This is a genomic window from Citrobacter sp. Cpo142 (genome assembly GCF_030332425.1).
GTDB lineage: Bacteria > Pseudomonadota > Gammaproteobacteria > Enterobacterales > Enterobacteriaceae > Citrobacter > Citrobacter portucalensis.
In genome coordinates this window covers 1-23,341 of record NZ_JAOWHW010000113.1, presented here as the reverse complement: position 1 = coordinate 23,341, position 23,341 = coordinate 1, and the positions used below count along the sequence as shown (strand labels likewise).

23 protein-coding genes are annotated in these 23,341 nt (G+C 52.1%); 13 read left to right on the top strand and 10 right to left on the bottom strand.

Translation table 11 applies throughout. From position 1 onward, the window contains the following. The first annotated feature begins 49 nt into the window (after window positions 1-49). Window positions 50-1,519, top strand: coding sequence for a lysine-specific permease (lysP, locus tag OGY18_RS09945; protein ID WP_003834517.1), 1,470 nt, complete (start codon window positions 50-52; stop codon window positions 1,517-1,519). A gap of 65 nt (window positions 1,520-1,584) precedes the next feature. On the opposite strand, the gene OGY18_RS09940 is transcribed toward lysP, so the two are convergent. Together OGY18_RS09940 and fghA are read right to left on the bottom strand one after the other, a co-directional pair. Then, window positions 1,585-3,570 carry a ligand-gated channel protein gene (locus OGY18_RS09940; protein ID WP_123267558.1) on the bottom strand — a complete coding sequence of 662 codons (1,986 nt, stop codon included), beginning with the start codon at window positions 3,568-3,570 and terminating at the stop codon, window positions 1,585-1,587. Between the two features lie 279 nt (window positions 3,571-3,849). Next, complete coding sequence (gene fghA / locus OGY18_RS09935) at window positions 3,850-4,686, bottom strand: S-formylglutathione hydrolase (protein ID WP_200921380.1); 837 nt, start codon at window positions 4,684-4,686, stop codon at window positions 3,850-3,852. 322 nt (window positions 4,687-5,008) lie between these two features. Here fghA and folE point away from each other — a divergent pair, with 322 nt between their 5' ends. From folE to mglC, 6 genes are all read left to right on the top strand, one after another. Next, window positions 5,009-5,677: a GTP cyclohydrolase I FolE gene (folE, locus tag OGY18_RS09930; RefSeq protein WP_003027410.1), complete on the top strand. Its 669-nt coding sequence runs from the start codon at window positions 5,009-5,011 to the stop codon at window positions 5,675-5,677. A gap of 14 nt (window positions 5,678-5,691) precedes the next feature. Further along, entirely contained in the window at window positions 5,692-6,849 is a 1,158-nt protein-coding gene (gene yeiB / locus OGY18_RS09925) for a DUF418 domain-containing protein YeiB (RefSeq protein ID WP_063940519.1), read from the top strand. A gap of 144 nt (window positions 6,850-6,993) precedes the next feature. After that, window positions 6,994-8,019 (top strand): HTH-type transcriptional regulator GalS, encoded by a 1,026-nt coding sequence (gene galS / locus OGY18_RS09920; RefSeq protein ID WP_032943995.1) that lies wholly within the window; start codon window positions 6,994-6,996, stop codon window positions 8,017-8,019. A gap of 293 nt (window positions 8,020-8,312) precedes the next feature. Further along, a complete protein-coding gene (mglB, locus tag OGY18_RS09915; protein WP_043016958.1) occupies window positions 8,313-9,311 on the top strand; it encodes a galactose/glucose ABC transporter substrate-binding protein MglB in 999 nt (332 codons plus the stop codon). A gap of 71 nt (window positions 9,312-9,382) precedes the next feature. Beyond that, complete coding sequence (gene mglA / locus OGY18_RS09910) at window positions 9,383-10,903, top strand: galactose/methyl galactoside ABC transporter ATP-binding protein MglA (protein WP_003027396.1); 1,521 nt, start codon at window positions 9,383-9,385, stop codon at window positions 10,901-10,903. 15 nt (window positions 10,904-10,918) lie between these two features. Then, window positions 10,919-11,929: a galactose/methyl galactoside ABC transporter permease MglC gene (mglC, locus tag OGY18_RS09905; protein WP_003027393.1), complete on the top strand. Its 1,011-nt coding sequence runs from the start codon at window positions 10,919-10,921 to the stop codon at window positions 11,927-11,929. 51 nt (window positions 11,930-11,980) lie between these two features. Here the strand turns inward: mglC and OGY18_RS09900 are convergent, their stop codons facing one another. The 6 genes from OGY18_RS09900 to OGY18_RS09875 all read right to left on the bottom strand — a co-directional run bounded on the left by OGY18_RS09900 (window position 11,981) and on the right by OGY18_RS09875 (window position 16,275). Next, a complete protein-coding gene (locus OGY18_RS09900; protein ID WP_003834502.1) occupies window positions 11,981-12,220 on the bottom strand; it encodes a DUF2542 family protein in 240 nt (79 codons plus the stop codon). Between the two features lie 2 nt (window positions 12,221-12,222). Then, window positions 12,223-12,942 (bottom strand): outer membrane permeability protein SanA, encoded by a 720-nt coding sequence (gene sanA, locus OGY18_RS09895; protein WP_003027383.1) that lies wholly within the window; start codon window positions 12,940-12,942, stop codon window positions 12,223-12,225. Window positions 12,943-13,105: 163 nt separating this feature from the next. Next, the gene (cdd, locus tag OGY18_RS09890; protein ID WP_003834500.1) at window positions 13,106-13,990 is read right to left on the bottom strand and encodes a cytidine deaminase; all 885 of its coding nucleotides are present in this window, start codon (window positions 13,988-13,990) and stop codon (window positions 13,106-13,108) included. Window positions 13,991-14,138: 148 nt separating this feature from the next. Next, entirely contained in the window at window positions 14,139-14,834 is a 696-nt protein-coding gene (locus OGY18_RS09885; RefSeq protein WP_003027380.1) for a CidB/LrgB family autolysis modulator, read from the bottom strand. Further along, window positions 14,831-15,235 carry a CidA/LrgA family protein gene (locus tag OGY18_RS09880; RefSeq protein ID WP_003834497.1) on the bottom strand — a complete coding sequence of 135 codons (405 nt, stop codon included), beginning with the start codon at window positions 15,233-15,235 and terminating at the stop codon, window positions 14,831-14,833. The genes OGY18_RS09885 and OGY18_RS09880 overlap by 4 nt, the downstream gene beginning before the upstream one ends. Before the next feature lie 131 nt (window positions 15,236-15,366). Further along, complete coding sequence (locus OGY18_RS09875) at window positions 15,367-16,275, bottom strand: LysR substrate-binding domain-containing protein (protein WP_149281503.1); 909 nt, start codon at window positions 16,273-16,275, stop codon at window positions 15,367-15,369. Window positions 16,276-16,401: 126 nt separating this feature from the next. Between OGY18_RS09875 and mhbT the strand changes: the two genes are divergently transcribed. The 6 genes from mhbT (at window position 16,402) to dusC (ending at window position 22,393) form a co-directional block, all read left to right on the top strand. Then, a complete protein-coding gene (mhbT, locus tag OGY18_RS09870) occupies window positions 16,402-17,760 on the top strand; it encodes a 3-hydroxybenzoate transporter MhbT (protein ID WP_128611991.1) in 1,359 nt (452 codons plus the stop codon). Between the two features lie 11 nt (window positions 17,761-17,771). Further along, window positions 17,772-18,809: a gentisate 1,2-dioxygenase gene (gene gtdA, locus OGY18_RS09865; RefSeq protein WP_286552866.1), complete on the top strand. Its 1,038-nt coding sequence runs from the start codon at window positions 17,772-17,774 to the stop codon at window positions 18,807-18,809. A 15-nt stretch (window positions 18,810-18,824) separates the two neighbouring features. Continuing rightward, on the top strand, window positions 18,825-19,526 hold the full coding sequence (locus tag OGY18_RS09860) for a fumarylacetoacetate hydrolase family protein (RefSeq protein WP_286552864.1): 702 nt from the start codon (window positions 18,825-18,827) through the stop codon (window positions 19,524-19,526). 8 nt (window positions 19,527-19,534) lie between these two features. Beyond that, on the top strand, window positions 19,535-20,179 hold the full coding sequence (gene maiA / locus OGY18_RS09855) for a maleylacetoacetate isomerase (protein WP_103014205.1): 645 nt from the start codon (window positions 19,535-19,537) through the stop codon (window positions 20,177-20,179). A 14-nt stretch (window positions 20,180-20,193) separates the two neighbouring features. Then, window positions 20,194-21,387 (top strand): 3-hydroxybenzoate 6-monooxygenase, encoded by a 1,194-nt coding sequence (locus tag OGY18_RS09850; protein ID WP_286552862.1) that lies wholly within the window; start codon window positions 20,194-20,196, stop codon window positions 21,385-21,387. 61 nt (window positions 21,388-21,448) lie between these two features. Beyond that, window positions 21,449-22,393 (top strand): tRNA dihydrouridine(16) synthase DusC, encoded by a 945-nt coding sequence (gene dusC, locus OGY18_RS09845; protein ID WP_126317689.1) that lies wholly within the window; start codon window positions 21,449-21,451, stop codon window positions 22,391-22,393. Window positions 22,394-22,496: 103 nt separating this feature from the next. On the opposite strand, the gene yohP is transcribed toward dusC, so the two are convergent. Both yohP and OGY18_RS09840 read right to left on the bottom strand, forming a co-directional pair. Next, window positions 22,497-22,580, bottom strand: a complete 84-nt coding sequence (gene yohP, locus OGY18_RS27525) for a small membrane protein YohP (RefSeq protein ID WP_015572324.1) — start codon at window positions 22,578-22,580, stop codon at window positions 22,497-22,499. A 70-nt stretch (window positions 22,581-22,650) separates the two neighbouring features. Beyond that, window positions 22,651-23,325, bottom strand: coding sequence for a class I SAM-dependent methyltransferase (locus OGY18_RS09840; RefSeq protein WP_286553073.1), 675 nt, complete (start codon window positions 23,323-23,325; stop codon window positions 22,651-22,653). Window positions 23,326-23,341: the final 16 nt, after the last annotated feature.

The following is a 23,341-nucleotide window of genomic DNA, read 5'->3' as shown; positions in this document are numbered from 1 at the left end:
TTCGTCTGCTACAATCGCGCCTCATTTTTTGGATGGATAGCATTTTCACATGGTTTCCGAAACTAAAACCACAGAAGCGCCCACGCTACGTCGTGAACTGAAGGCGCGTCACCTGACGATGATTGCCATTGGAGGCTCCATCGGTACAGGTCTTTTCGTTGCATCTGGTGCAACTATTTCTGCAGCGGGTCCAGGTGGCGCGTTGTTCTCTTATATTCTGATCGGTCTGATGGTGTACTTCCTGATGACCAGCCTCGGTGAACTGGCTGCCTATATGCCGGTTTCCGGCTCGTTTTCCACCTACGGTCAGAACTACGTAGAAGAAGGCTTTGGCTTCGCGCTGGGCTGGAACTACTGGTACAACTGGGCGGTAACGATTGCCGTTGACCTGGTGGCCGCACAGCTGGTGATGAGCTGGTGGTTCCCGGACACGCCGGGCTGGATCTGGAGTGCGCTGTTCCTCGGCGTTATCTTCCTGCTGAACTACATTTCCGTTCGTGGATTTGGTGAAGCGGAATATTGGTTCTCACTGATCAAAGTTACCACCGTCATTATCTTCATCGTGGTTGGTGTGATGATGATTTTCGGTATCTTCAAAGGCGCTCAGCCGGTGGGCTGGAGCAACTGGACGACCGGTGATGCACCGTTTGCCGGTGGTTTTGCTGCGATGATTGGCGTGGCGATGATAGTCGGCTTCTCCTTCCAGGGGACAGAGCTTATCGGTATCGCGGCTGGCGAATCTGAAGATCCTGAAAAGAACATTCCACGTGCGGTACGTCAGGTATTCTGGCGAATCCTGCTGTTCTATGTGTTCGCAATTTTGATTATCAGCCTGATCATTCCGTATACCGATCCAAGCCTGCTGCGCAACGATGTAAAAGACATCAGTGTTAGCCCGTTCACGCTGGTATTCCAACATGCGGGTCTGCTGTCTGCGGCGGCGGTGATGAACGCGGTTATCCTGACGGCGGTGCTGTCTGCAGGTAACTCCGGGATGTACGCCTCCACGCGTATGCTTTACACCCTGGCATGTGACGGTAAAGCGCCGCGTATTTTCGGTAAACTGTCTCGTGGCGGCGTACCGCGTAACGCGCTGTATGCGACCACCGTGGTGGCGGGGCTGTGCTTCCTGACCTCGATGTTTGGCAACCAGACCGTGTACCTGTGGCTGCTGAATACTTCCGGGATGACGGGCTTTATCGCCTGGCTGGGGATTGCTATTAGCCACTATCGCTTCCGTCGCGGTTATGTGCTGCAGGGTCACGATGTGAAGGACCTGCCGTACCGTTCTGGCTTCTTCCCGCTGGGTCCGATCTTCGCCTTTGTGCTGTGCCTGATTATCACCCTGGGTCAGAACTACGAAGCGTTCCTGAAAGACAGCATTGACTGGGGCGGCGTGATGGCTACCTATATCGGTATCCCGCTGTTCCTGATTATCTGGTTTGGCTATAAGCTGACCAAAGGAACCCGTTTTGTTCGCTACAGCGAAATGAAATTCCCGGGCCGCGTAAAGAAGTAACAGTATAAAAAAGCATAACAAAAACCCCGGCATGATGAGTGCCGGGGTTTTTTATTGCGCCTAACTTAGAAGCTGTAAGTCATGCCAACCGTGTAACGACGTCCATCAAGGACGGTGTCGTAGGTATCGTAATCGATTTGTTTATCCAGCACGTTATACACGCCAGCGGTCATCAACAGATCCTTGGTAGCATAGTAACGTAAACCAACGTCGACCTGAGTATAGGACGGGGTGCCCTGTGCCATGGAGGTACGGCTCAGGTATTCAGACGTTTTCCCGCGCAGATTCAGACGGCTCCAGAAACCGAGATCCTGCGTAGCCTGCCAGTCCAGTGTCGTGTTAAACATATGCTTCGGCATTTTGTTCAACGGTTGGCCTGAGAACTGACCGCTTTTCTGCTCAGATTCTGTGTAGGTGTAGTTCGCGGTCCAGTTGACGTCAGAGGTTATTTTCCAGCCGAAGGTGGATTCTACGCCGCGCATATTGGCTTTATCGACGTTAACGCGATCGCTGACGAAGTCATAATGGGTGCCGCCGATGGTGCAGGCCGGATCGGAACTGCTGTTACAACGGCGAACTTCGGTGATTTTGTTTTTAAAGTCGGTATTGAACAACGTAACGCCTGCGTTGAGATCGTTGCCGTTATCCCACAGTAAACCGATCTCTTCGCTGAGGCTTTTCTCCGGTTTCAGGTCCGGGTTGCCGACAATGATTCCGTTCAGACGACCGCCGCCGGTGACCTGTCCCCAACTGGCAGAAGACTGGCGCAGATCCGGTGCGCGATAGCCCGCGGAAACGCCGCCTTTTAAGGTCCACTGATCGCTCAGATGCCATACGCCATAGCCGCGCGGCGTCCAGTTGTCACCGTAGTTTTCATCCTTATCCATACGCAGACCGCCGGTCAGCGTGAAGGTATCGGTAACGGCCCATTCATCTTCAGCAAACAGCGCCCAGCTCCAGCGGGTCAGTTTGTTCAGTCCATCAGCCGCTTGCAGCTGGTTGCCATTATCGCGCAGTTTTTCATAACGGTATTGCCCGCCCAACGTCAGGGTGTGCGCCCCAAGGAATACCTGGTTCTGGTTATTGAAAATCGTGTTGTAGGACTTCATCTGGCGACCGGGGTTGTCGGTCTCTTCCTGCTGGACATAGCTGGTGGAGTTGAAGTCGTCGTAATAACCGCTGTGGGTCAGGGAATACGTCGTGTGCACATACTTGTTTTCGCTTTTACTGTTGGGCTTACAGCTTCCGTTGCGGCAGTTTTCCTCGGCCATGGATTTGCCCGGCGTACTGTCGCGATCCTGCAATTCACGTGCGTAATCGAAATCGATGTCGTTTTTATCATCTGGCGTAAAGTTCAGGGTTAATCCCCCGCTACGCATACGCTGTTCATTGTAGCCATTAACGATTTCATCTTCCGCGCGGTGGGAGAATAATCCGGTCACCTTCGCACCAAGTAATCCGTCAATCAGTGGCCCAGACGCATAGGCGTTGGTCTGGTAAATATCGCCGGAGTCTCTGTCTTCCTGGAAAGTGGCATCGCCGTGCAGAGAACCAGTCCAGGCTTTAGTATTCGACACTTTCTTGGTGATGACGTTAATGACGCCGCCCATCGCGTCGGAGCCGTACAGGGATGACATCGGGCCACGGATTACCTCGATACGCTCGATGGATTCCAGCGGCGGCAGCCAACCTTGCTCAATACCTGAGTTGTCGCTGTTAGGACGTGTACCGCGGGTGCTGATGCGTTTACCGTTGACCAGGAAGAGTGTGTATTGCGAAGCCATACCGCGAATACTGATATCGCTACTGCTCCCCCCGCCAGTGACGACGACGCCAGGGACATCTTTTAGCGCATCGGTGACATCTCGATAGGCTTTGTCCTCAATCTGCTGCTTGGTAATAACAGATATTGAAGCCGGGGCATCCTGAATTTTCTGCTCGAAACCGGTAGCGGTAACGACCACGGTGTCTTGTTCAGCGGCATGGCCGAGTGATGGGAGGCAGGCGACGCATACTGCGGCAGCTACAGCCTTAACGTGAGGTATAGTCATTTGTATCATTCCATTTAAATGAATCAAACTGCGCGTCATGTGAAAGGCCATGACAATTGTATGTATTTGTCTTTTAAGGACTCTTTTCAGTAAAGAAGCGAGTGGATTGTACAAAAGTATGAATATTTGTAAACACAAATGATAATAGAAATCATTTGTGTTTGATGTGATTTGGAGTGAAATTCTTTTTTAATCAATAAGATAGTTGGGGAAGAAAAAAGGAGAAAAAGTGAAGGAATGATGGAGAAATGAAGAGGGCTTCCGCCCTCAACTAAGAAATTACTTCAGCAAATACTGGGCGTGGAAGCGCAGGTGATCCTCAATAAACGACGCAATAAAGTAATAGCTGTGGTCGTAACCAGGCTGGATGCGTAGCGTCATTGGCCAAGCGGTCTGACGGGCAGTTTCGGCCAGTACCGCGGGCTGCAACTGATCGGCAAGAAACTGATCGCTGTCTCCCTGATCGATTAGCGTCGGGATCGCGTCTGCGGGTTTGCTGGCCAGCATCAACGCGCAGCTATCCCACTCTGCCCACTGTGTTTTATCTTCGCCCAGATAAGCGCTAAAAGCCTTCTCACCCCACGGAACACGACAAGGGTTTACGATCGGCGCAAAGGCGGAAACGCTGGTGTATCTCCCGGGATTTTTCAGCGCCATAATCAATGCGCCGTGGCCGCCCATGGAGTGTCCGCTGATGGCGCAGCGATCGCTGACGTTAAACTGCGACTGAATCAGTGCCGGAAGCTCATCACGCAGATAGTCATACATACGAAAATGCGTTGCCCACGGCTGCTGGGTGGCATTGAGGTAAAATCCTGCCCCTTGACCTAAATCGTAGCCATCATCGTTGGCAACCTGCTCGCCGCGCGGGCTGGTGTCCGGCATCACGAGAACAATACCCAGCTCAGCTGCAATGCGCTGCGCGCCTGCTTTGGTGGTGAAGTTTTCATCATTACAGGTCAGGCCCGACAGCCAGTACAGCACCGGAGGCGCGGCGTTATCACGGGGTGGTGGAAGAAAAATACTGAAGGTCATGGCGCAATTTAACGTGGTGGAGTCGTGACGCCAGCGTTGCTGCCAGCCTTCAAAACAGCGGTGCTCTTCAAGCATTTCCATGCGTGGCTCCTTGTTGTGTTGAACCTGAATGTGTTTGCGAACTCATCATAATACAGATTATTCATAGCACTGTGAGTAACTTTCACTTCCGCATTGAGCAAACATACTTCATCATCTATATAACTTTACATTAACACTCGACGTCACCGGGCTGAATAGAAGGTGAAATTGCTACAGCTGAAAGGCTGTGCCAATTTCAATAATTATCGCGGTGAATACTGGATTATGTGCGCCGCCTCACGCACAATGTTCTGGCTGTGATACAGCCTAAAAACTTTGCCCCATGCAGGGCAGAGGCGCCCCACCTGCAGGAGAAGAAGAAATGTCATCACTCAGTAAAGAAGCGGCACTGGTTCATGAAGCGCTGGTTGCGCGTGGTCTCGAAACCCCGCTGCGCCCACCTGTGCAAGAGATGGATAACGAAACACGCAAACGTCTTATCTCTGGCCATATGACCGAGATTATGCAATTGCTCAATCTCGATTTGAGCGATGACAGTCTGATGGAAACTCCGCATCGCATTGCGAAAATGTATGTCGATGAGATTTTCTCTGGTCTCGATTACGCCAACTTCCCGAAAATCACCGTCATTGAAAACAAAATGAAGGTGGACGAGATGGTCACGGTCCGCGATATCACGCTGACCAGCACCTGCGAACACCACTTTGTCACTATCGATGGCAAAGCGACGGTGGCGTATATTCCGAAAGATTCGGTCATTGGTCTGTCGAAGATTAACCGCATTGTGCAGTTCTTTGCACAGCGTCCGCAGGTACAGGAACGTCTGACCCAGCAAATTCTCACCGCGCTGCAAACGCTGCTCGGGACGAATAATGTGGCGGTATCGATTGATGCGGTGCATTACTGTGTGAAAGCGCGCGGCATTCGCGATGCGACCAGTGCGACCACCACCACTTCTCTTGGCGGATTGTTTAAGTCCAGCCAGAACACGCGTCAGGAATTCCTGCGCGCAGTACGTCATCACAACTGATTAGGGCAGGAACCATGGAGCGTAATGTCACGCTGGATTTTATTCGTGGCGTTGCCATTCTTGGTATCCTGCTTCTCAATATTAGCGCCTTTGGCCTGCCGAAGGCGGCATACCTCAACCCCGCCTGGTATGGCGACATTACCTTATCTGACGCCTGGACCTGGGCGCTGCTCGATCTCTTTGCGCAGGTAAAATTCCTTACCCTGTTTGCTCTGCTGTTTGGTGCTGGTCTGCAAATGCTGCTCCCGCGTGGTAAACGCTGGATCCAGTCGCGGCTTACGTTGCTGGTGCTATTGGGATTCATTCACGGTTTACTCTTCTGGGATGGCGATATCCTGCTGGCATATGGCTTGATCGGCCTGATTTGCTGGCGGCTGATCCGGGATGCGCCGTCGGTGAAAAGCTTGTTTAACACCGGCGTGGTGCTTTATTTGGCGGGCGTTGGTGTATTGCTGCTGTTGGGTGTGATCTCCGGGAGCGAAACCAGCCGGGCCTGGACGCCGGATGCTTCAGCGTTGCTGTATGAAAAATACTGGAAAGTGAACGGCGGAATGGAAGCAATCAGCAATCGCGTGGATATGATGTCCAATAGCTTGCTGGCGTTAGGTGCGCAATATGGCTGGCAACTGGCGGGGATGATGCTGCTCGGCGCGGCATTAATGCGTAGCGGCTGGCTAAAAGGGCAGTACAGTTTGCAGCATTATCGACGCACTGGCGTTCTGCTGGTTATTATCGGCATGGCGATTAACCTGCCTGCTATCATCGCCCAGTGGCAACTGGACTGGGCCTACCGCTGGTGTGCCTTCCTGTTGCAAGCTCCGCGAGAACTGGGGGCGCCGTTGCAGACCATTGGTTATGCCGCGCTGATGTTTGGTTTCTGGCCACAGCTTAGTCGCTTAAAATGGGTCATTGCCGTCGCCTGTGTGGGTCGCATGGCATTAACCAACTATCTGTTACAGACCTTAATCTGCACCACGTTGTTTTATCAGGCCGGTTTATTTATGAAATTTGACCGGCTGGAGCTGCTGCTTTTCGTCATCCCGGTCTGGGCGATTAACTTACTTTTCTCTGTCATATGGCTGCGTTTCTACCGGCAGGGCCCGGTGGAATGGCTGTGGCGTCAATTAACCCTGCGTGCTTCGGGGACATCATTACCACGAACATCCAGATAACGATCTGGATCACATTCATTAACAAAATGGATGTAAGCGCTTTCATTCCTGTGACATCACTCACGCAGTCCGTTTCATTGTGCTGACAAAATACCCAGCCTGGGGTGTCTGCGGGCAGCCGCAATCTAAAACAGGGCAGTGAATATGGTAACCATTCGTGATGTGGCACGGCAGTCTGGCGTTTCTGTAGCGACCGTTTCCCGTGTACTGAACAACAGTGCGCTGGTGAGTCCCGATACGCGTGAAGCGGTAATGAAGGCAGTCACTCAGCTTGGCTATCGACCTAATGCCAACGCACAAGCGCTGGCGACGCAGGTAAGCGACACGATTGGTGTTGTCGTCATGGATGTATCAGATGCGTTTTTTGGCGCGCTGGTAAAAGCCGTGGATATGGTTGCTCAGCAGCATCAGAAGTATGTCCTGATTGGCAACAGCTACCATGAGGCGGAAAAAGAACGTCATGCCATTGAGGTGTTGATTCGCCAACGCTGTAACGCGCTGATTGTACACTCTAAAGCGCTGAGCGATCGGGAACTGGCCGAGTTTATGGATCAAATCCCCGGCATGGTACTGATCAACCGCCTTGTTCCTGGCTACGCCCACCGTTGCGTCTGCCTGGATAACATCAGCGGTGCCAAAATGGCTACCCGAATGCTGCTAAATAATGGTCATCAACGCATCGGTTATCTGGCATCAAGCCACCGCATTGAAGATGACGCCATGCGCAAAGAAGGGTGGTTAACTGCTCTGAAAGAGCAGGGGATTGTTGCGGCAGAAAGCTGGGTCGGCACCGGTTCGCCCGATATGCAGGGCGGAGAGTCCGCGATGGTGGAACTGCTGGGGCGTAACTTACAACTGACGGCGGTCTTCGCTTATAACGACAATATGGCAGCCGGCGCGCTGACCGCGCTAAAAGATAACGGCATCGCTATTCCATTACACCTTTCTATCATTGGCTTCGATGATATTCCCATCGCGCGTTACACCGATCCGCAGCTAACCACTGTGCGCTATCCCATTGCTTCAATGGCAAAAATGGCGACGGAGCTTGCGCTACAGGGGGCGGCTGGCACGTTGGATCCGCAGGCGTCGCATTGTTTTATGCCAACGCTGGTGCGTCGCCATTCAGTAGCGCTGCGGCAGAATGCGGCACCGATCACTAACTCATAACGTTGCGCGATGTAACCGCTTTCAATATGTGAGTAAATTCACAGTATATTAACAATGCGATAGCTATGATGACACTGTTTGTTGCGCTGTAACTACTATGTAACGGTGAATAATCACTTTCATCGAGGTATAGGTGCCTTAAACAAAAATTAAAGCCTGTTTTTGGAGCGTTGCCAGACACGGAAGAAATATTTTTTAAAAGTGAGCTTCGGCGTTCAGTAACACTTCAGTAACGTTCTGCCTGCCGAGCATTTATCTCAAGTACTACCCTGCATAATAAAACCGGAGATACCATGAATAAGAAGGTGTTGACCCTGTCTGCTGTAATGGCAAGCATGTTATTCGGCGCGGCTGCGCACGCTGCTGATACCCGCATTGGTGTGACTATCTATAAGTATGACGATAACTTTATGTCTGTAGTACGTAAGGCTATTGAAAAAGATGCCAAAGCGGCACCAGATGTACAGCTGCTGATGAACGACTCGCAGAACGACCAGTCCAAACAAAACGATCAGATCGACGTGCTGCTGGCTAAAGGCGTTAAAGCACTGGCGATTAACCTGGTTGACCCGGCAGCTGCAGGCACGGTCATTGAAAAAGCACGCGGACAGAACGTACCGATCGTGTTCTTCAACAAAGAACCTTCTCGTAAAGCGCTGGACAGCTATGACAAAGCGTATTACGTCGGTACCGACTCTAAAGAGTCCGGCATTATTCAGGGTGATTTGATTGCCAAACACTGGGCAGCTAACCCGAACTGGGACCTGAACAAAGACGGCAAAATTCAGTTTGTTCTGCTGAAAGGCGAGCCGGGACACCCGGATGCTGAAGCGCGTACTACTTACGTGATTAAAGAGCTGAACGACAAGGGCATTAAAACTGAGCAGCTGCAGTTAGATACTGCAATGTGGGATACCGCTCAGGCGAAAGATAAGATGGATGCGTGGATGTCTGGTCCAAACGCGAACAAAATTGAAGTGGTTATCGCTAACAACGATGCGATGGCAATGGGTGCAGTTGAAGCGCTGAAAGCGCACAACAAAACCAGCGTACCAGTATTTGGTGTGGATGCGCTGCCTGAAGCGCTGGCTCTGGTGAAATCTGGCGCCATGGCCGGTACCGTGCTGAACGATGCTAACAACCAGGCGAAAGCCACCTTCGATCTGGCGAGAAACCTGGCTGATGGCAAAGGTGCGGCAGATGGCACTAACTGGAAAATTGAGAACAAGATTGTTCGCGTTCCGTACGTAGGTGTCGATAAAGATAATCTGGCAGAGTTCACCAACAAATAAATACTCCGTATGTGGGCGCAATTTCATTGCGCCCTTAATAATGCACTCTGCAAGGCCAACAAGGTATAATTATGGTCAGCACACATACTCAGTCGTCAGGCGAATACTTGTTGGAAATGACCGGCATCAACAAGTCCTTCCCCGGCGTTAAGGCGCTTGATAATGTCAATTTAAAAGTTCGCCCGCATTCTATTCACGCCCTAATGGGAGAGAATGGAGCGGGGAAATCAACATTATTGAAATGTCTTTTCGGCATCTATCAAAAAGATTCCGGCAGTATTTTATTTCAGGGTAAAGAAATCGATTTTCATTCTGCTAAAGAAGCGCTTGAAAATGGTATTTCGATGGTACACCAGGAATTAAACCTGGTATTACAACGTTCTGTAATGGACAACATGTGGCTGGGACGCTATCCCACCAAAGGCATGTTTGTCGATCAGGAAAAAATGTACCGCGATACCAAAGCGATATTTGATGAACTGGATATTGATATCGATCCGCGTGCGCGCGTCGGTACATTATCCGTTTCACAAATGCAGATGATTGAAATTGCGAAAGCATTCTCCTATGACGCCAAAATCGTCATCATGGATGAACCAACTTCATCGTTAACTGAAAAAGAAGTTAACCATCTGTTCACCATCATCCGTAAGCTGAAAGAGCGTGGATGCGGTATTGTTTATATCTCTCACAAAATGGAAGAAATCTTCCAGCTGTGCGATGAAATTACCGTACTACGCGACGGTCAGTGGATTGCGACCCAGCCGCTGGAAGGGCTGGATATGGATAAGATCATCGCCATGATGGTCGGACGTTCACTGAACCAACGTTTTCCGGATAAAGAAAACAAACCTGGTGAAGTCATTCTGCAAGTGCGTAACCTGACCTCGCTGCGCCAGCCGTCGATTCGTGATATCTCGTTTGATTTGCACAAAGGGGAGATTCTTGGGATTGCAGGTCTGGTAGGCGCAAAACGCACGGATATCGTTGAAACGCTTTTTGGTATTCGTGAGAAATCATCAGGTACGATTACGCTACACGGCAAAAAAATTAATAACCACAGTGCAAATGAAGCCATCAACCATGGTTTTGCACTGGTCACGGAAGAGCGCCGCTCAACCGGTATTTATGCATATCTGGACATTGGTTTTAACTCGTTAATCTCCAATATCCAAAACTATAAAAACAAAGTTGGTCTGTTGGATAATTCCCGCATGAAGAGTGATACCCAGTGGGTAATTGACTCCATGAGAGTAAAAACACCGGGTCATCGTACGCAAATCGGTTCACTTTCTGGCGGTAATCAGCAAAAGGTGGTTATTGGTCGTTGGTTATTAACCCAGCCAGAAATTCTGATGCTGGATGAACCGACGCGTGGAATCGATGTTGGCGCGAAATTTGAAATTTATCAGTTGATTGCCGAACTCGCGAAAAAGGATAAGGGGATTATTATTATTTCCTCTGAAATGCCGGAGCTGCTGGGTATTACCGATCGTATTCTGGTGATGAGCAATGGTCTCGTTGCTGGAATTGTTGACACTAAAACAACAACGCAAAACGAAATCCTCCGTCTTGCGTCTTTGCACCTTTAAGATTAGGGGCTCCTCATGAGTGCGTTAAATAAGAAAAGTTTTCTTACTTACCTGAAAGAAGGCGGAATTTACGTTGTTCTTTTGGTTTTGCTGGCGATTATTATTTTCCAGGATCCCACTTTCTTAAGCTTACTGAACCTGAGTAATATTCTCACGCAATCCTCGGTGCGTATTATTATCGCATTGGGTGTGGCTGGACTGATTGTTACCCAAGGGACCGACCTGTCGGCGGGGCGTCAGGTTGGCCTGGCGGCAGTGGTGGCGGCAACTCTGTTGCAGTCGATGGAGAATGCCAACAAGGTATTCCCGGAAATGGCGACGATGCCGATCATTGTAGTGGTGCTGATTGTCTGCGTGATTGGTGCCATTATCGGTCTGGTGAACGGTATTATCATTGCTTATCTGAACGTAACGCCGTTTATTACCACTCTGGGTACGATGATTATCGTTTACGGGATCAACTCCCTGTACTACGACTTCGTCGGCGCATCGCCAATTTCTGGCTTTGACAGCGGATTCTCAACCTTTGCGCAGGGCTTTATTGCACTGGGCAGTTTCCGACTCTCCTACATCACTTTCTATGCGCTGATTGCGGTGGCTTTTGTGTGGGTGCTGTGGAACAAGACCCGCTTCGGTAAAAACATTTTCGCCATCGGCGGAAACCCGGAAGCTGCGAAAGTGTCCGGGGTAAACGTTGCGCTGAACCTGCTGATTATCTATGCGTTGTCTGGCGTGTTCTATGCCTTCGGCGGTTTGCTCGAAGCCGGGCGTATCGGCTCGGCGACCAACAACCTCGGCTTTATGTATGAGCTGGATGCGATTGCGGCGTGCGTGGTTGGCGGCGTGTCGTTCAGCGGCGGGGTAGGTACCGTGTTTGGCGTAGTAACCGGTGTGATCATCTTCACCGTCATCAACTACGGTTTGACCTACATCGGCGTGAACCCTTACTGGCAGTATATTATCAAGGGCGGCATTATTATCTTCGCGGTCGCGCTGGACTCACTGAAGTACGCGCGTAAGAAGTAATCTGGGAAGAGAAAAATAAAACCGGTGCAGAGGCGTTCTGCATCGGTTTTTTTATTTGATAAAGAGTAACCAGATACCAGTGAACAGTGCACCAATGGCCATACCGAAATAAACGATGATATAGCTCCAGTAAGTGCTGGGTTCTTTAGCGCGAGAAATGATCATTGGCGTCTGCGAACCTTTCACTGTTTTCTCGACGATACCGGAACGCAGTCCCTTCAGGCCTTCTCTGCACGTCCAGAGAACAATCATCAGTACGCCAATAACGATAAAGATCGTTTTTCCTTCCATGCTTATTTTCCTTGTTTCTTTTGTAATTCGAGTAATTGTTCAGGCGTGACCGCCGGATACCCCTGCGCATCGTCCGGTACCTGATGCATAGTAGGGATGGGCACCAGTGGGCCTAAAAAACGGGGCTCACGTTTGAAAATGTAGAGATCGGCGAGTGCGCCAAAACGGGCGCCAAATTCACGTACCCGCACGGTGAGCATATCTTTTGGCGAAGGTACGGCGTAGCACTGGGCCTGAATACCCATATGCAGCGCAATAAACAAGGCGCGCTCACAGTGGAATCGTTGAGTAATAATGATGAAATCGTTGGTATCAAAGACCTTGCGGGTACGCACGATGGAGTCGAGTGTCCGGAACCCTGCGTAATCAAGCACGATGTCAGCGGGATCGACGCCTGCGGCAATCAGATCCTTACGCATCGTCATGGGTTCGTTGTAGCTTTGCTGGGCATTATCGCCGCTTAACAGCAGATAGTTTACCTTCCCGCTGTTATAGGCGTTCAATGCGCCCTGAATGCGGTAACGGTAATATTGGTTGATGACGCCGGTGCGGTAATACTTCGCCGTGCCCAGAACCACACCTACCTGGCGGTAGGGTAAATCCTGCAGTTCGTCGTAAATGTAGGGAGCCGTCTTCCAACTCATCCAGCGATCGAGTCCAAGCACAGTCAAAAGCAGCAAGCCTAGCAGGACTAACAGGCTGTAAAACACGCGCTTTAACATGCAGAAAACTCGTTATTTGGATGGAATTTCAATCAGGCTACTGTACCGGAAGACGTAGCGCAAGAAACAGCAGTCTGATTGAGGGGATTTTAGGCATTGCGCATAGTGCCGGATAGCGGTGTAAACACCTTATCCGGCCTACGAACTGGCGTTATTGAGTCGATTAACCCAGAAGTACGCGCTCTATATTGTCGCAGCCCAGTGCTTTCAGCGTGGCGGAGGTTGCATCCCACTGAATCAATGGCGCGTCGGCTTTTTCAGCCAGTACAGCACGTTGGATATCTGGATAATCATAACCGTTGAGATTCAACAGGTTTAACGCGCCCTGCAGCGGTGGCAGGGTCGGGTTAAAGGCGGCATTTTCAGCATAGCTGCCGCTAAAAATACGACCATCTTTACACTCCAGCGCCACGCCGCTTGGGGATTTGCTGTACGGCATATGGCATCTGTTGGCAGCGGTGATTGCCGCCTGAGTCAACGTATCGCCCTGCAGCGCGAAACCGTGATCCTGATCGTCCATCAGCAGCGTTTTAATCTCCAGATCTTTCGGGCCGAAGGCATCTGGCAGGTAATCGCGCAGCACGTGTGGTGCACGTCCCGGCAGATGAATACGTAAATCCAGTCCGCTGTTCAGTTCGTTCATAAACTGGCGACAATGGCCGCACGGCGTGTAGTTGACGGTGATGGCGGCGAGCCCTTTTTCACCGCGCAGCCAGGCGTGGCTGATGGCGCTTTGCTCGGCATGAACGGTTTGCTGCATGGTCGCGCCCAGGAACTCCATGTTCCCACCGAAGTACCAGTTGCCGCTGATGCCGCGAGAAATTGCCCCAACGTTGAAGTTGGATAGCGGAGTACGTGCGCAGGCCGCAGCCAGCGGCAGCAGAGCGAATGCCAGCGCGTCTTCGTCCAGTCCCGATTCGCGTTTCAGCAAAGAGACCTGCTCAGCAGTCAGCATGGCGGGGAAATGTGCATCCGCCAGAACAGGGGCCAGGGCTGATTGCAAGTTATCCGCGAGTTGGGCAAAAGCAGTTTGAAAACGTGGATGCATGGCGATGCCTCATAACAATGTAATGGAATCGTAGTTTACGGGCCTGTTATGGCTTTATATGTGATCCAAATCTCATTGTGTGTGCAACTTATGAAACTTAAATGAAAAATGTGCAACGCATCGCAAATAAATAGCTAAAAAATGAAGGTTAACCCACCACTGCCAGAATAATCGGGAACAGGAACGGGGCTACCAGCGAGGTAATAATGCCGCAAATGACCAGCGCCAGTGAGCTAAACGCACCTTCCTGATAGTCCAGTTCCGCACAGCGTGCGGTTCCCAGGGCGTGCGACGCGGTGCCCATTGCCAGCCCACGAGCGGCCTTGGTGCGAATACGCATCGCATTAAGCAACGTATGACCAAATACTGCCCCGAGAATGCCGACAAAAATGACGCAAACGGCGCTGATAGCCGGAATACCGCCAATACTGCCACCCACGGCCATAGCGATAGGTGTGGTGACCGATTTTGGCATGATAGACGCGGCAATTTGCGGCGATGCGCCCATCAACAAGGCGATTGTTGTACCTGTTACCATCGCCACAACGCTCCCGGCAAAACAGATAGCAATGATTGATTTCCAGCGGGCGCGAATCTGGTGCAGCTGTTCGTATAACGGATAAGCCAGTGCGACCACGGCAGGTTGCAGCAAATCGTTCAGCACTTCGCTGCCTTTGAAATAGTGATCGTAGGGAATACCGGTCAGCAGCAGAATGGGAATAATTACCACCATGGCCACCAGCAGAGGGTTCAGCAAAGGCATTTTAAAGCGAGCTGCCAGCTTACGTGCGCCAAAAAATACCGCCAGCGTAAGAGGTAACGACCACCATATATACGACATCATTTTTTTGCCTTAGCCTCTTTTTGCCCAACGATTTTGCGCTCACCGTGCACAATGTGCGAGCTCCAGCTCACCACCAGGAAAACGACCAGCGTACTGATGGTACAAGACACCACCACCGGACCAAATTGTGCGCGGAGCAGGTCAAAGTACTGCATGATCCCCACGCCAATCGGGACAAACAACAGGGCCATATAACGAATCAGCACGTAGCAGCCAGGGTTAACCCATTTTGCCGGTAACACCTGCAAAGCCAGTAAGACAAATAGGATCAGCATGCCGATAATGCTGCCCGGAATGGTGATAGGGAGTAGCGATGCAAGAAAAATACCTGCATAGAGGCAGGCATAAATCAGGACGAATGCGCGCAAATATTGCCAGATAACGTTCAGTGCTTTGCTCATAGTTGAAACCCTTGACGAGACTCATTCATCATACAATTAAACTTAAAAACGTGCTACCGATCACATCATGAATTCTAAGCATAGAGGAAATAGATATCTGGAACATCGGGCGATGGCCCTAACTCTCCGCGCTAAACCTGTGCCAGATAATACAAAAAACGATTCAGGGCGGTAGTCGGCGTTTCGTTGTTGCGCCAGAATACGCCGACGCTGCCTTTTTGTTCAATCTTCGGCAGATTCAGGATAGCCAGCTGTCCCTGGGCGGCATACCTTTGTGCCAGACGCAAAGAAAGAATAGAGATCATGTCGCTACTTTGCAGCAGGTTGGTACTGACGTTGATCGATGCTGATTCAATGATGTTTTCCGGCAACATGACGCCGTTATCAACCAGTGCGTTATCAATGCTTATCCGGATAGGGGTTCCTGTCGGCCAGACAATCCAACGCCAGTTCGCCAGATCGTGCCAGGTGAGCAGGGGATATTTTGCTAAGGGATGGTCGGGACGGGCGACGAAACAGACCGGCTCGGTATACAGCACCTGGTAATTGAGCGGCAACTGAAGCGCCCGGCCACCGACGCGACCGACGACGACATCCACCGAACCCGCGAGCAGATCGTGCAGCAGCGGGGTCATCACTTTCTCTTCAATATTAAGATGCAGGGTTGGTAACTCTTTAAGCAACTCCAGTATTGCCTGAGAAACACAGTCGGTCGCTACTGGCGAGCAGCCAATCTTCAGACTCCCTACAAGGCCGCCTTGCTTAAAACGGGCGATCTCATACTGCGAACGTTCCATATCATTGATCAGGCGTTGGGCATGCTGCAGTAGCAGTTTGCCGCCTTCGGAAGGACGCAAGCCTTTGCTATGACGTTCAAAGAGCGTGATGCCAATCTCATCTTCGAGTTGTGATAACCATTTCGACAACGCGGGCTGGGTGATATTCATCATCCGGGCGACGTGAGTCAGATTTCCCTGTTCGCCCAGTGCAATAAGCGTTTGCAGGTGGTGCAACTTCAGTTTCTGCGCCCAGTTTGCCATTTGCTATAACCTCCAGGTTATACCTCTGCATGAAAAGCCATTGTACATTTCATCTCCAAACATACAAAGTCGCAACATACCTAAAACAAAACAGACATCTACTCTACCTGCACTGAGGCATTCACTATGACTCAACAACGTGATCTACAAGCGCTGATCGATTCCGCCCCCGTCGGTAAGACCCAGTGGCGCGTTATCATCTGCTGTTTTCTGGTTGTCATGCTCGACGGATTTGATACCGCGGCGATTGGTTTTATCGCACCCGACATTCGCACTCACTGGCAGCTGACTGCCGGCGATCTGGCCCCGCTGTTTGGCGCAGGTCTGCTGGGACTGACCGCTGGCGCGCTGCTCTGTGGCCCGCTGTCCGACCGTTTTGGCCGCAAAAGAGTGATAGAACTCTGCGTGGCATTGTTCGGTGCGCTAAGTCTGATCTCGGCTTTTTCACCCGATCTACAAACGCTGGTTATTTTGCGCTTCCTGACCGGTTTAGGTCTGGGCGGCGCAATGCCAAATACCATCACCATGACGTCTGAATACCTGCCAGCGCGTCGGCGTGGGGCACTGGTCACCATGATGTTCTGCGGATTCACCCTGGGATCGGCAATGGGCGGCATCGTCAGCGCGCAGCTGGTGCCGGTGATTGGCTGGCACGGCATCCTGGTGCTGGGAGGCGTTCTACCGCTGATGCTGTTTGTGGCCCTGCTGTTTGCGCTACCGGAATCCCCACGCTGGCAGGTTCGTCGTCAGCTGCCGCAAAACGTGATTGCCAGAACCGTTAGCGCCATCACCCGGGAACGTTATGACAATACCCATTTTTATCTCAACGAGGGCGCCGCAATTGCTAAAGGCAGCATTCGCCAGCTGTTCGTCGGGCGACAGCTGCCCATTACCCTGATGCTATGGGTAGTGTTCTTTATGAGCTTGCTGATTATTTATCTGCTCTCCAGCTGGATGCCAACGCTGTTAAACCACCGTGGAATTGATCTGCAGCATGCCTCCTGGGTGACCGCTGCCTTCCAGATTGGCGGTACGCTTGGCGCGCTGGCGCTGGGCGTGCTGATGGATAAATACAATCCTTTCCGCGTGCTGGCCGTGAGCTATGCGCTGGGAGCGGTATGCATCGTCATGATTGGTCTGAGTGAGAACGGCCTGTGGCTGATGGCGCTGGCCATTTTTGGCACCGGCATTGGTATCAGCGGTTCTCAGGTTGGTCTTAATGCGTTAACCGCCACGCTTTATCCGACACAAAGCCGGGCGACGGGCGTCAGCTGGTCTAATGCGGTGGGACGCTGCGGCGCGATTGTCGGCTCGCTTTCCGGCGGCGTGATGATGGCGATGAATTTCTCATTCGATAACCTGTTTTTCATTATTGCCGTCCCGGCGGCCATCAGCGCGGTGATGCTTACGCTGCTGACGGTTGTTATCCGCCAGTCGGCCTCTGCCTCGAATACTCTGCCTCGCGCAGGTGTTGTGAATGAATAAGGAGAATCCCTATGTCTGAACTGAATCAGGATGTTAAGAACAGCCGTCAGCAGTTTTACCAGCATATTTCCGGGCAGAATCTGACCCCGCTGTGGGAGTCGCTGCATCGTCTGGTGCCGCCAACTCCGAACGCACATTGCGCGCCAGAGTACTGGAACTATCAGGAGATCCGTCCACTACTGTTAGAAAGTGGCAATCTGATTGGCGCGAAAGAGGCGATTCGTCGCGTGCTGGTGCTGGAAAACCCAATGCTGCGCGGACAGTCTTCAATCACCCCAACGCTGTACGCGGGATTGCAGTTAATTATGCCGGGCGAGGTTGCGCCGAGTCACCGCCACAACCAGTCTGCGCTGCGCTTTATTGTCGAAGGGAAAGGGGCATTTACCGCCGTGGATGGCGAGCGCACCCAGATGCAAGAAGGCGATTTTATTCTGACGCCGCAGTGGCGCTGGCACGATCACGGCAACCCGGGCAGTGAACCGGTGGTGTGGCTGGACGGTCTGGACCTGCCGTTGGTGAACCTGCTGGGCTGTGGCTTTGCGGAAGACTACCCGGAAGATCAGCAGACGGTCACGCGCAAGGAAGGGGATTATTTACCGCGCTACGCGGCCAATATGCTGCCGCTGCGTCATCAGAAAGGTAATTCATCGCCGATTTTTAACTATCGCTACGATCGCAGCCGTGAGGCACTGCATGACCTGACCCGCATGGGTGACGCCGATGAATGGGACGGTTACAAGATGCGTTACGTCAACCCGGTAACCGGCGGTTATCCCATGCCTTCAATGGGAACCTTCCTGCAACTGTTGCCGCAGGGCTTTTCCTCACGAATGGCGCGTACCACCGACAGCACTATCTACCACGTGGTGGAAGGAAGTGGGCAGGTCACCATCGGCAATGAGACCTTCAACTTTTCGCCAAAAGATATCTTTGTGGTGCCGACCTGGCACGGCGTGTCGTTCCAGACCCGCGAAGATACCGTCTTATTCAGTTTTTCGGACAGACCGGTTCAGGAAGCGCTGGGGTTGTTCCGCGAAGCACGTTATTAATTTGGGAGAGAGAAAATGACGCAATACGTATTTGAACCACAAGCGCCTGTTACCGTTCCGGTTGTTGGCTGTGATGAACAATTTCCTGTGCGCCGAGTTTACTGTGTGGGCCGTAACTATGCCGCTCATGCCCGTGAAATGGGCTTTGATCCGGATCGCGAACCGCCGTTCTTTTTCTGTAAACCTGCCGATGCGGTAGTCCCGGTGGCGGTTGGTCAGACCCTCGAACTGCCGTACCCATCGCAAACCGATAACTATCACTATGAGATAGAGCTGGTGGTGGCGATTGGCAAAAAGGGCAGTGATATTCCGCTGGAAAAAGCGCACGAATATATCTGGGGCTATGCCACCGGTCTGGATATGACTCGCCGTGATCGGCAGATGGAGATGCGCCAGATGGGGCGTCCGTGGGAAATTGGCAAAGCGTTTGATCTCTCCGCGCCCATCGCGCCGCTGCATAAAGCCAGCGAAAGTGTGGATGTTAACCATGCGCCAATCTGGTTGCAGGTCAACGGCGACGATCATCAGCGGAGCGATATTCGCCACCTCATCTGGTCTGTGAATGAAACCATCAGCTATCTGTCTGGCTTCTTCGAACTGCAGCCGGGCGATCTGATCTACACCGGTACCCCTGAAGGCGTGGGGGCGGTAGTGAAAGGGGATGTGATCACCGGAAACGTAGACGGTTTAACCCCCATCGCCGTGAAGATTGTCTGAGGTGGATGATGAAGCTGTACAGTTTCTTTAATAGCTCGGCGTCATATCGGGTGCGCATTGCGCTGGCGCTGAAGGGGCTGGATTACCAGACGGTGGGCGTCAACATTCGCATTGGTCAGCAGAACGAACTGGCCTACCGACGGATGAACCCGGTGGGACTGGTGCCGACGCTGGTGACCGATGACGGAGAATCACTTGGGCAGTCGCTGGCAATAATTGACTGGCTGGATGGCCACTTTCCGCAAACGCCGCTGCTGCCAGCCGACTTCCCGGTGCGCAGTAAGGTGCTGGAAATTGTCTATGCCATCGCCTGTGATATCCACCCGGTGAATAACATGCGGGTACTGCGCTACCTGAGCGAAGAGTTAAAGGTCAGTGAAGAAGATAAAAAACGCTGGTATGCACACTGGATCCAGCAAGGGTTAAGCGCGGTGGAACAGATGCTGCGCCAGAGCCATTCGGGGACGTTCTGCGTGGGTGATGCGCCAACGCTGGCGGATTGCTGTCTGATCCCACAGTGGGCGAACGCGTTACGTATGGGCTGCGATCTGAGCGGATATCCGCGCTGTAAGGCGGTATATGATGCCTGTACTCAGCTTCCGGCGTTTATCGCCGCCGCGCCCGAGAATCAACAAGATAAAATTCCAGCCTGATAAGGAGAACGACAATGGCTAAAGTGACACGCGCAATTATCGTGGGTGGCGGGATTGGCGGCGCGGCGACCGCGCTATCGCTGGCCCGTCAGGGCATTAAAGTGATGTTGCTGGAGAAAGCGCACGAGATTGGTGAAATTGGCGCGGGTATTCAGCTCGGGCCGAATGCATTCTCTGCTCTGGACAGCCTTGGCGTGGGAGAAGTCGCCCGTCAGCGTGCCGTTTTTACCGACCACATCACGATGATGGATGCGGTAAATGCGAAAGAGGTGGTCCGCATTGAAACCGGCCAGGCGTTCCGCGATCACTTTGGCGGTCCTTATGCGGTTATCCATCGGGTTGATATTCACGCCAGCGTTTGGGAAGCGGCGCTGGTGCATCCTAACGTTGAGTATCGCACTTCAACTAACGTGGTTGATATCCGCCAGACAGAGAATGACGTGACGGTATTTGATGAGCACGGCAACAGCTGGACGGCGGATATTTTGGTGGGCTGTGACGGTGTGAAATCGGTTGTTCGTCAGTCTCTGATCGGCGATGCTCCGCGGGTTACCGGGCACGTGGTTTATCGTGCCGTGATTAATTGCGATGATATGCCGGAAGATTTACGCATTAACGCACCGGTTCTGTGGGCCGGACCACACTGTCACCTGGTGCACTATCCGCTGCGCGGCGGTAAGCAATATAACCTGGTGGTGACCTTCCACAGTCGTCAGCAGGAAGAGTGGGGCGTGAAGGATGGCAGCAAAGAGGAAGTGCTCTCCTATTTTGCGGGTATCCATCCGCGCCCGCGCCAGATGCTGGATAAACCGACATCATGGCGGCGCTGGTCCACTGCCGACCGCGAGCCGGTAGAAAAATGGGGAACCGACCGCATCACGCTGGTGGGAGACGCCGCGCACCCGGTTGCGCAATATATGGCGCAGGGTGCCTGTATGGCGTTGGAAGACGCGGTAACGCTCGGTAAAGCGCTACAGCAGTGTGGTGGCGATGCGGCTGATGCCTTTGCGTTGTATGAGTCGGTGCGTATTCCGCGTACCGCACGCATCGTCTGGTCAACGCGTGAAATGGGCCGTGTCTACCACGCCGCAGGCGTCGAGCGTCAGGTACGTAATCTGCTGTGGAAAGACAAATCGCAGGCAGAGTTTTATCGCGGTATGGAATGGCTGTACGGTTGGAAAGAAGATAACTGTCTGTTGCCGCGCTGAGCCTCTTTAATCTCCCGAACGGAGGCGCTACCATAGCGCCTCTTTTTTTGCGGGTGACGATATGCGTGTTTTACTGGCGCCGATGGAAGGCGTGCTCGACTCACTGGTGCGCGAGCTGCTGACTGAAGTGAATGATTACGATCTGTGCATCACCGAGTTTGTGCGCGTGGTGGATCAGCTCCTGCCGGCAAAAGTATTTCATCGACTCTGCCCGGAACTGCATAACAACAGCCGGACGCCATCCGGCACGTTGGTTCGCATTCAGCTGTTAGGACAGTATCCGCAGTGGCTGGCGGAGAATGCCGCACGCGCGGTAGAACTGGGCTCGTACGGTGTCGATCTAAACTGTGGCTGTCCATCGAAGCTGGTGAACGGTAGCGGCGGTGGCGCAACATTATTGAAAGATCCTGAGCTTATTTACCGGGGCGCAAAAGCTATGCGCGAGGCGGTCCCGGCTCATCTTCCGGTGACGGTGAAAGTTCGTCTGGGCTGGGACAACAGCGACCGGCAGTTTGAAATTGCCGATGCCGTCCAGCAGGCTGGTGCCAGCGAACTGGCGGTGCATGGCCGAACCAAAGAGCAGGGCTACAAGGCGGAACATATCAACTGGCAGGCGATTGGCGAGATCCGTCAGCGGCTGTCCATTCCGGTTATTGCGAATGGCGAAATCTGGGACTGGCAGAGCGCCCAGGATTGTATGGCCATCAGCGGATGCGATACGGTGATGATCGGACGTGGCGCATTAAATATTCCGAACCTGAGCCGCGTGGTGAAATACAACGAGCCGCGTATGCCGTGGCCTGAAGTCGTGACGCTGTTGCAAAAATATACCCGCCTTGAAAAGCAGGGGGACACCGGGCTGTATCATGTAGCGCGGATTAAGCAGTGGTTAGGGTATTTGCGCAAAGAATATTCAGAGGCAACAGAACTGTTTCAGGAAATTCGTGCGTTAAATAATTCGCCGGATATCGCACGTGCGATTCAGGCTATTGAGATTACTGCCTGATCTCAGCTCCAGTAGGCCGGATAAGGCGTTTACGCCGCCATCCGGCATCAGAGAGAATAATAGCCTGAGATTTCTGCTATCAGGCCTGGGCGAAATGACGACATCAGAAAATCATCTTAAACACGCCTGTTACCACCAATAGCCCAATCAGAAAAATAATCAGAATTACCCACAGCAGAATTTTCATTAACTTTCCTTTTTTTGGTAAGTTCAGATTGAGTATAGGAAAGTATCAATCATTCTGCCTGGGGGCGTTGTTATGCTGGTTTACGTGCGCTGAGCAGAAACACCATCGGCCGCTCTTTTTCTTCATCTAAAGCCGGGTTTTCAGCAATCTGTTGCCCGGAAGGTCCCCATTCATCGAGACAAACGATCTCGAATCCGGCGGCAATCAGCGCATTAATCCAGGTCGCCAGCTTACGGTGCTGTTTTTTGACGCCTTCAGCAAACCAGTTACTGATGCGCTCACCTTCCTGCTGATAATGATTAACCGGCCAGGACAGCTGCCCGGTTTTGTCTTTTATCCAGCCCTGATTAAGCGGTGCGGTATAAATTGGATGCTCGGCAGAGAAAACTAACATACCGCCTGGTGTTAATGACTGGTAAATGGTTACGAATAATCGTTCTATATCGTGCAAATAGTGCAGGGCAAGCGAGCTATAAACCAGGTCAAACGAATTTGGGGACAGGGTTAGCGTTTCGAGATCTTCACGCTGATAAACGATGCCATTACCCTGCGTCATACTGTGTGCCTGGGTTAACATTTTTTGTGAAATATCCAGTCCCATTACGCTGGCTGCCTGATTATCGCGCGCGTAGCGGCAAAACCAACCATATCCACAGCCCAAATCAAGAATGTTTTTGCCTTGGGAAGGTGCGAATAAGCAGGTCATTTCTTCCCAAGCTGACTCGCTGATTAAAATTTCGCGGATCTGGGCCGATTTTTTT

Excerpts from the sequence above, each read along its gene's own strand:
- maiA (WP_103014205.1), top strand. The coding sequence starts at position 19,535 with ATGAAGCTGTACAGTTTCTTTAATAGCTCGGCGTCATATCGGGTGCGC.
- cdd (WP_003834500.1), bottom strand. The coding sequence starts at position 13,990 with ATGCATCCACGTTTTCAAACTGCTTTTGCCCAACTCGCGGATAACTTG.
- OGY18_RS09860 (WP_286552864.1), top strand. The coding sequence starts at position 18,825 with ATGACGCAATACGTATTTGAACCACAAGCGCCTGTTACCGTTCCGGTT.
- mglB (WP_043016958.1), top strand. The coding sequence starts at position 8,313 with ATGAATAAGAAGGTGTTGACCCTGTCTGCTGTAATGGCAAGCATGTTA.
- mhbT (WP_128611991.1), top strand. The coding sequence starts at position 16,402 with ATGACTCAACAACGTGATCTACAAGCGCTGATCGATTCCGCCCCCGTC.
- yeiB (WP_063940519.1), top strand. The coding sequence starts at position 5,692 with ATGGAGCGTAATGTCACGCTGGATTTTATTCGTGGCGTTGCCATTCTT.
- sanA (WP_003027383.1), bottom strand. The coding sequence starts at position 12,942 with ATGTTAAAGCGCGTGTTTTACAGCCTGTTAGTCCTGCTAGGCTTGCTG.
- yohP (WP_015572324.1), bottom strand. The coding sequence starts at position 22,580 with ATGAAAATTCTGCTGTGGGTAATTCTGATTATTTTTCTGATTGGGCTA.
- OGY18_RS09900 (WP_003834502.1), bottom strand. The coding sequence starts at position 12,220 with ATGGAAGGAAAAACGATCTTTATCGTTATTGGCGTACTGATGATTGTT.
- fghA (WP_200921380.1), bottom strand. The coding sequence starts at position 4,686 with ATGGAAATGCTTGAAGAGCACCGCTGTTTTGAAGGCTGGCAGCAACGC.
- lysP (WP_003834517.1), top strand. The coding sequence starts at position 50 with ATGGTTTCCGAAACTAAAACCACAGAAGCGCCCACGCTACGTCGTGAA.
- mglC (WP_003027393.1), top strand. The coding sequence starts at position 10,919 with ATGAGTGCGTTAAATAAGAAAAGTTTTCTTACTTACCTGAAAGAAGGC.
- OGY18_RS09875 (WP_149281503.1), bottom strand. The coding sequence starts at position 16,275 with ATGGCAAACTGGGCGCAGAAACTGAAGTTGCACCACCTGCAAACGCTT.
- OGY18_RS09940 (WP_123267558.1), bottom strand. The coding sequence starts at position 3,570 with ATGACTATACCTCACGTTAAGGCTGTAGCTGCCGCAGTATGCGTCGCC.
- folE (WP_003027410.1), top strand. The coding sequence starts at position 5,009 with ATGTCATCACTCAGTAAAGAAGCGGCACTGGTTCATGAAGCGCTGGTT.
- gtdA (WP_286552866.1), top strand. The coding sequence starts at position 17,772 with ATGTCTGAACTGAATCAGGATGTTAAGAACAGCCGTCAGCAGTTTTAC.
- galS (WP_032943995.1), top strand. The coding sequence starts at position 6,994 with ATGGTAACCATTCGTGATGTGGCACGGCAGTCTGGCGTTTCTGTAGCG.
- OGY18_RS09885 (WP_003027380.1), bottom strand. The coding sequence starts at position 14,834 with ATGATGTCGTATATATGGTGGTCGTTACCTCTTACGCTGGCGGTATTT.
- dusC (WP_126317689.1), top strand. The coding sequence starts at position 21,449 with ATGCGTGTTTTACTGGCGCCGATGGAAGGCGTGCTCGACTCACTGGTG.
- OGY18_RS09880 (WP_003834497.1), bottom strand. The coding sequence starts at position 15,235 with ATGAGCAAAGCACTGAACGTTATCTGGCAATATTTGCGCGCATTCGTC.
- OGY18_RS09850 (WP_286552862.1), top strand. The coding sequence starts at position 20,194 with ATGGCTAAAGTGACACGCGCAATTATCGTGGGTGGCGGGATTGGCGGC.
- mglA (WP_003027396.1), top strand. The coding sequence starts at position 9,383 with ATGGTCAGCACACATACTCAGTCGTCAGGCGAATACTTGTTGGAAATG.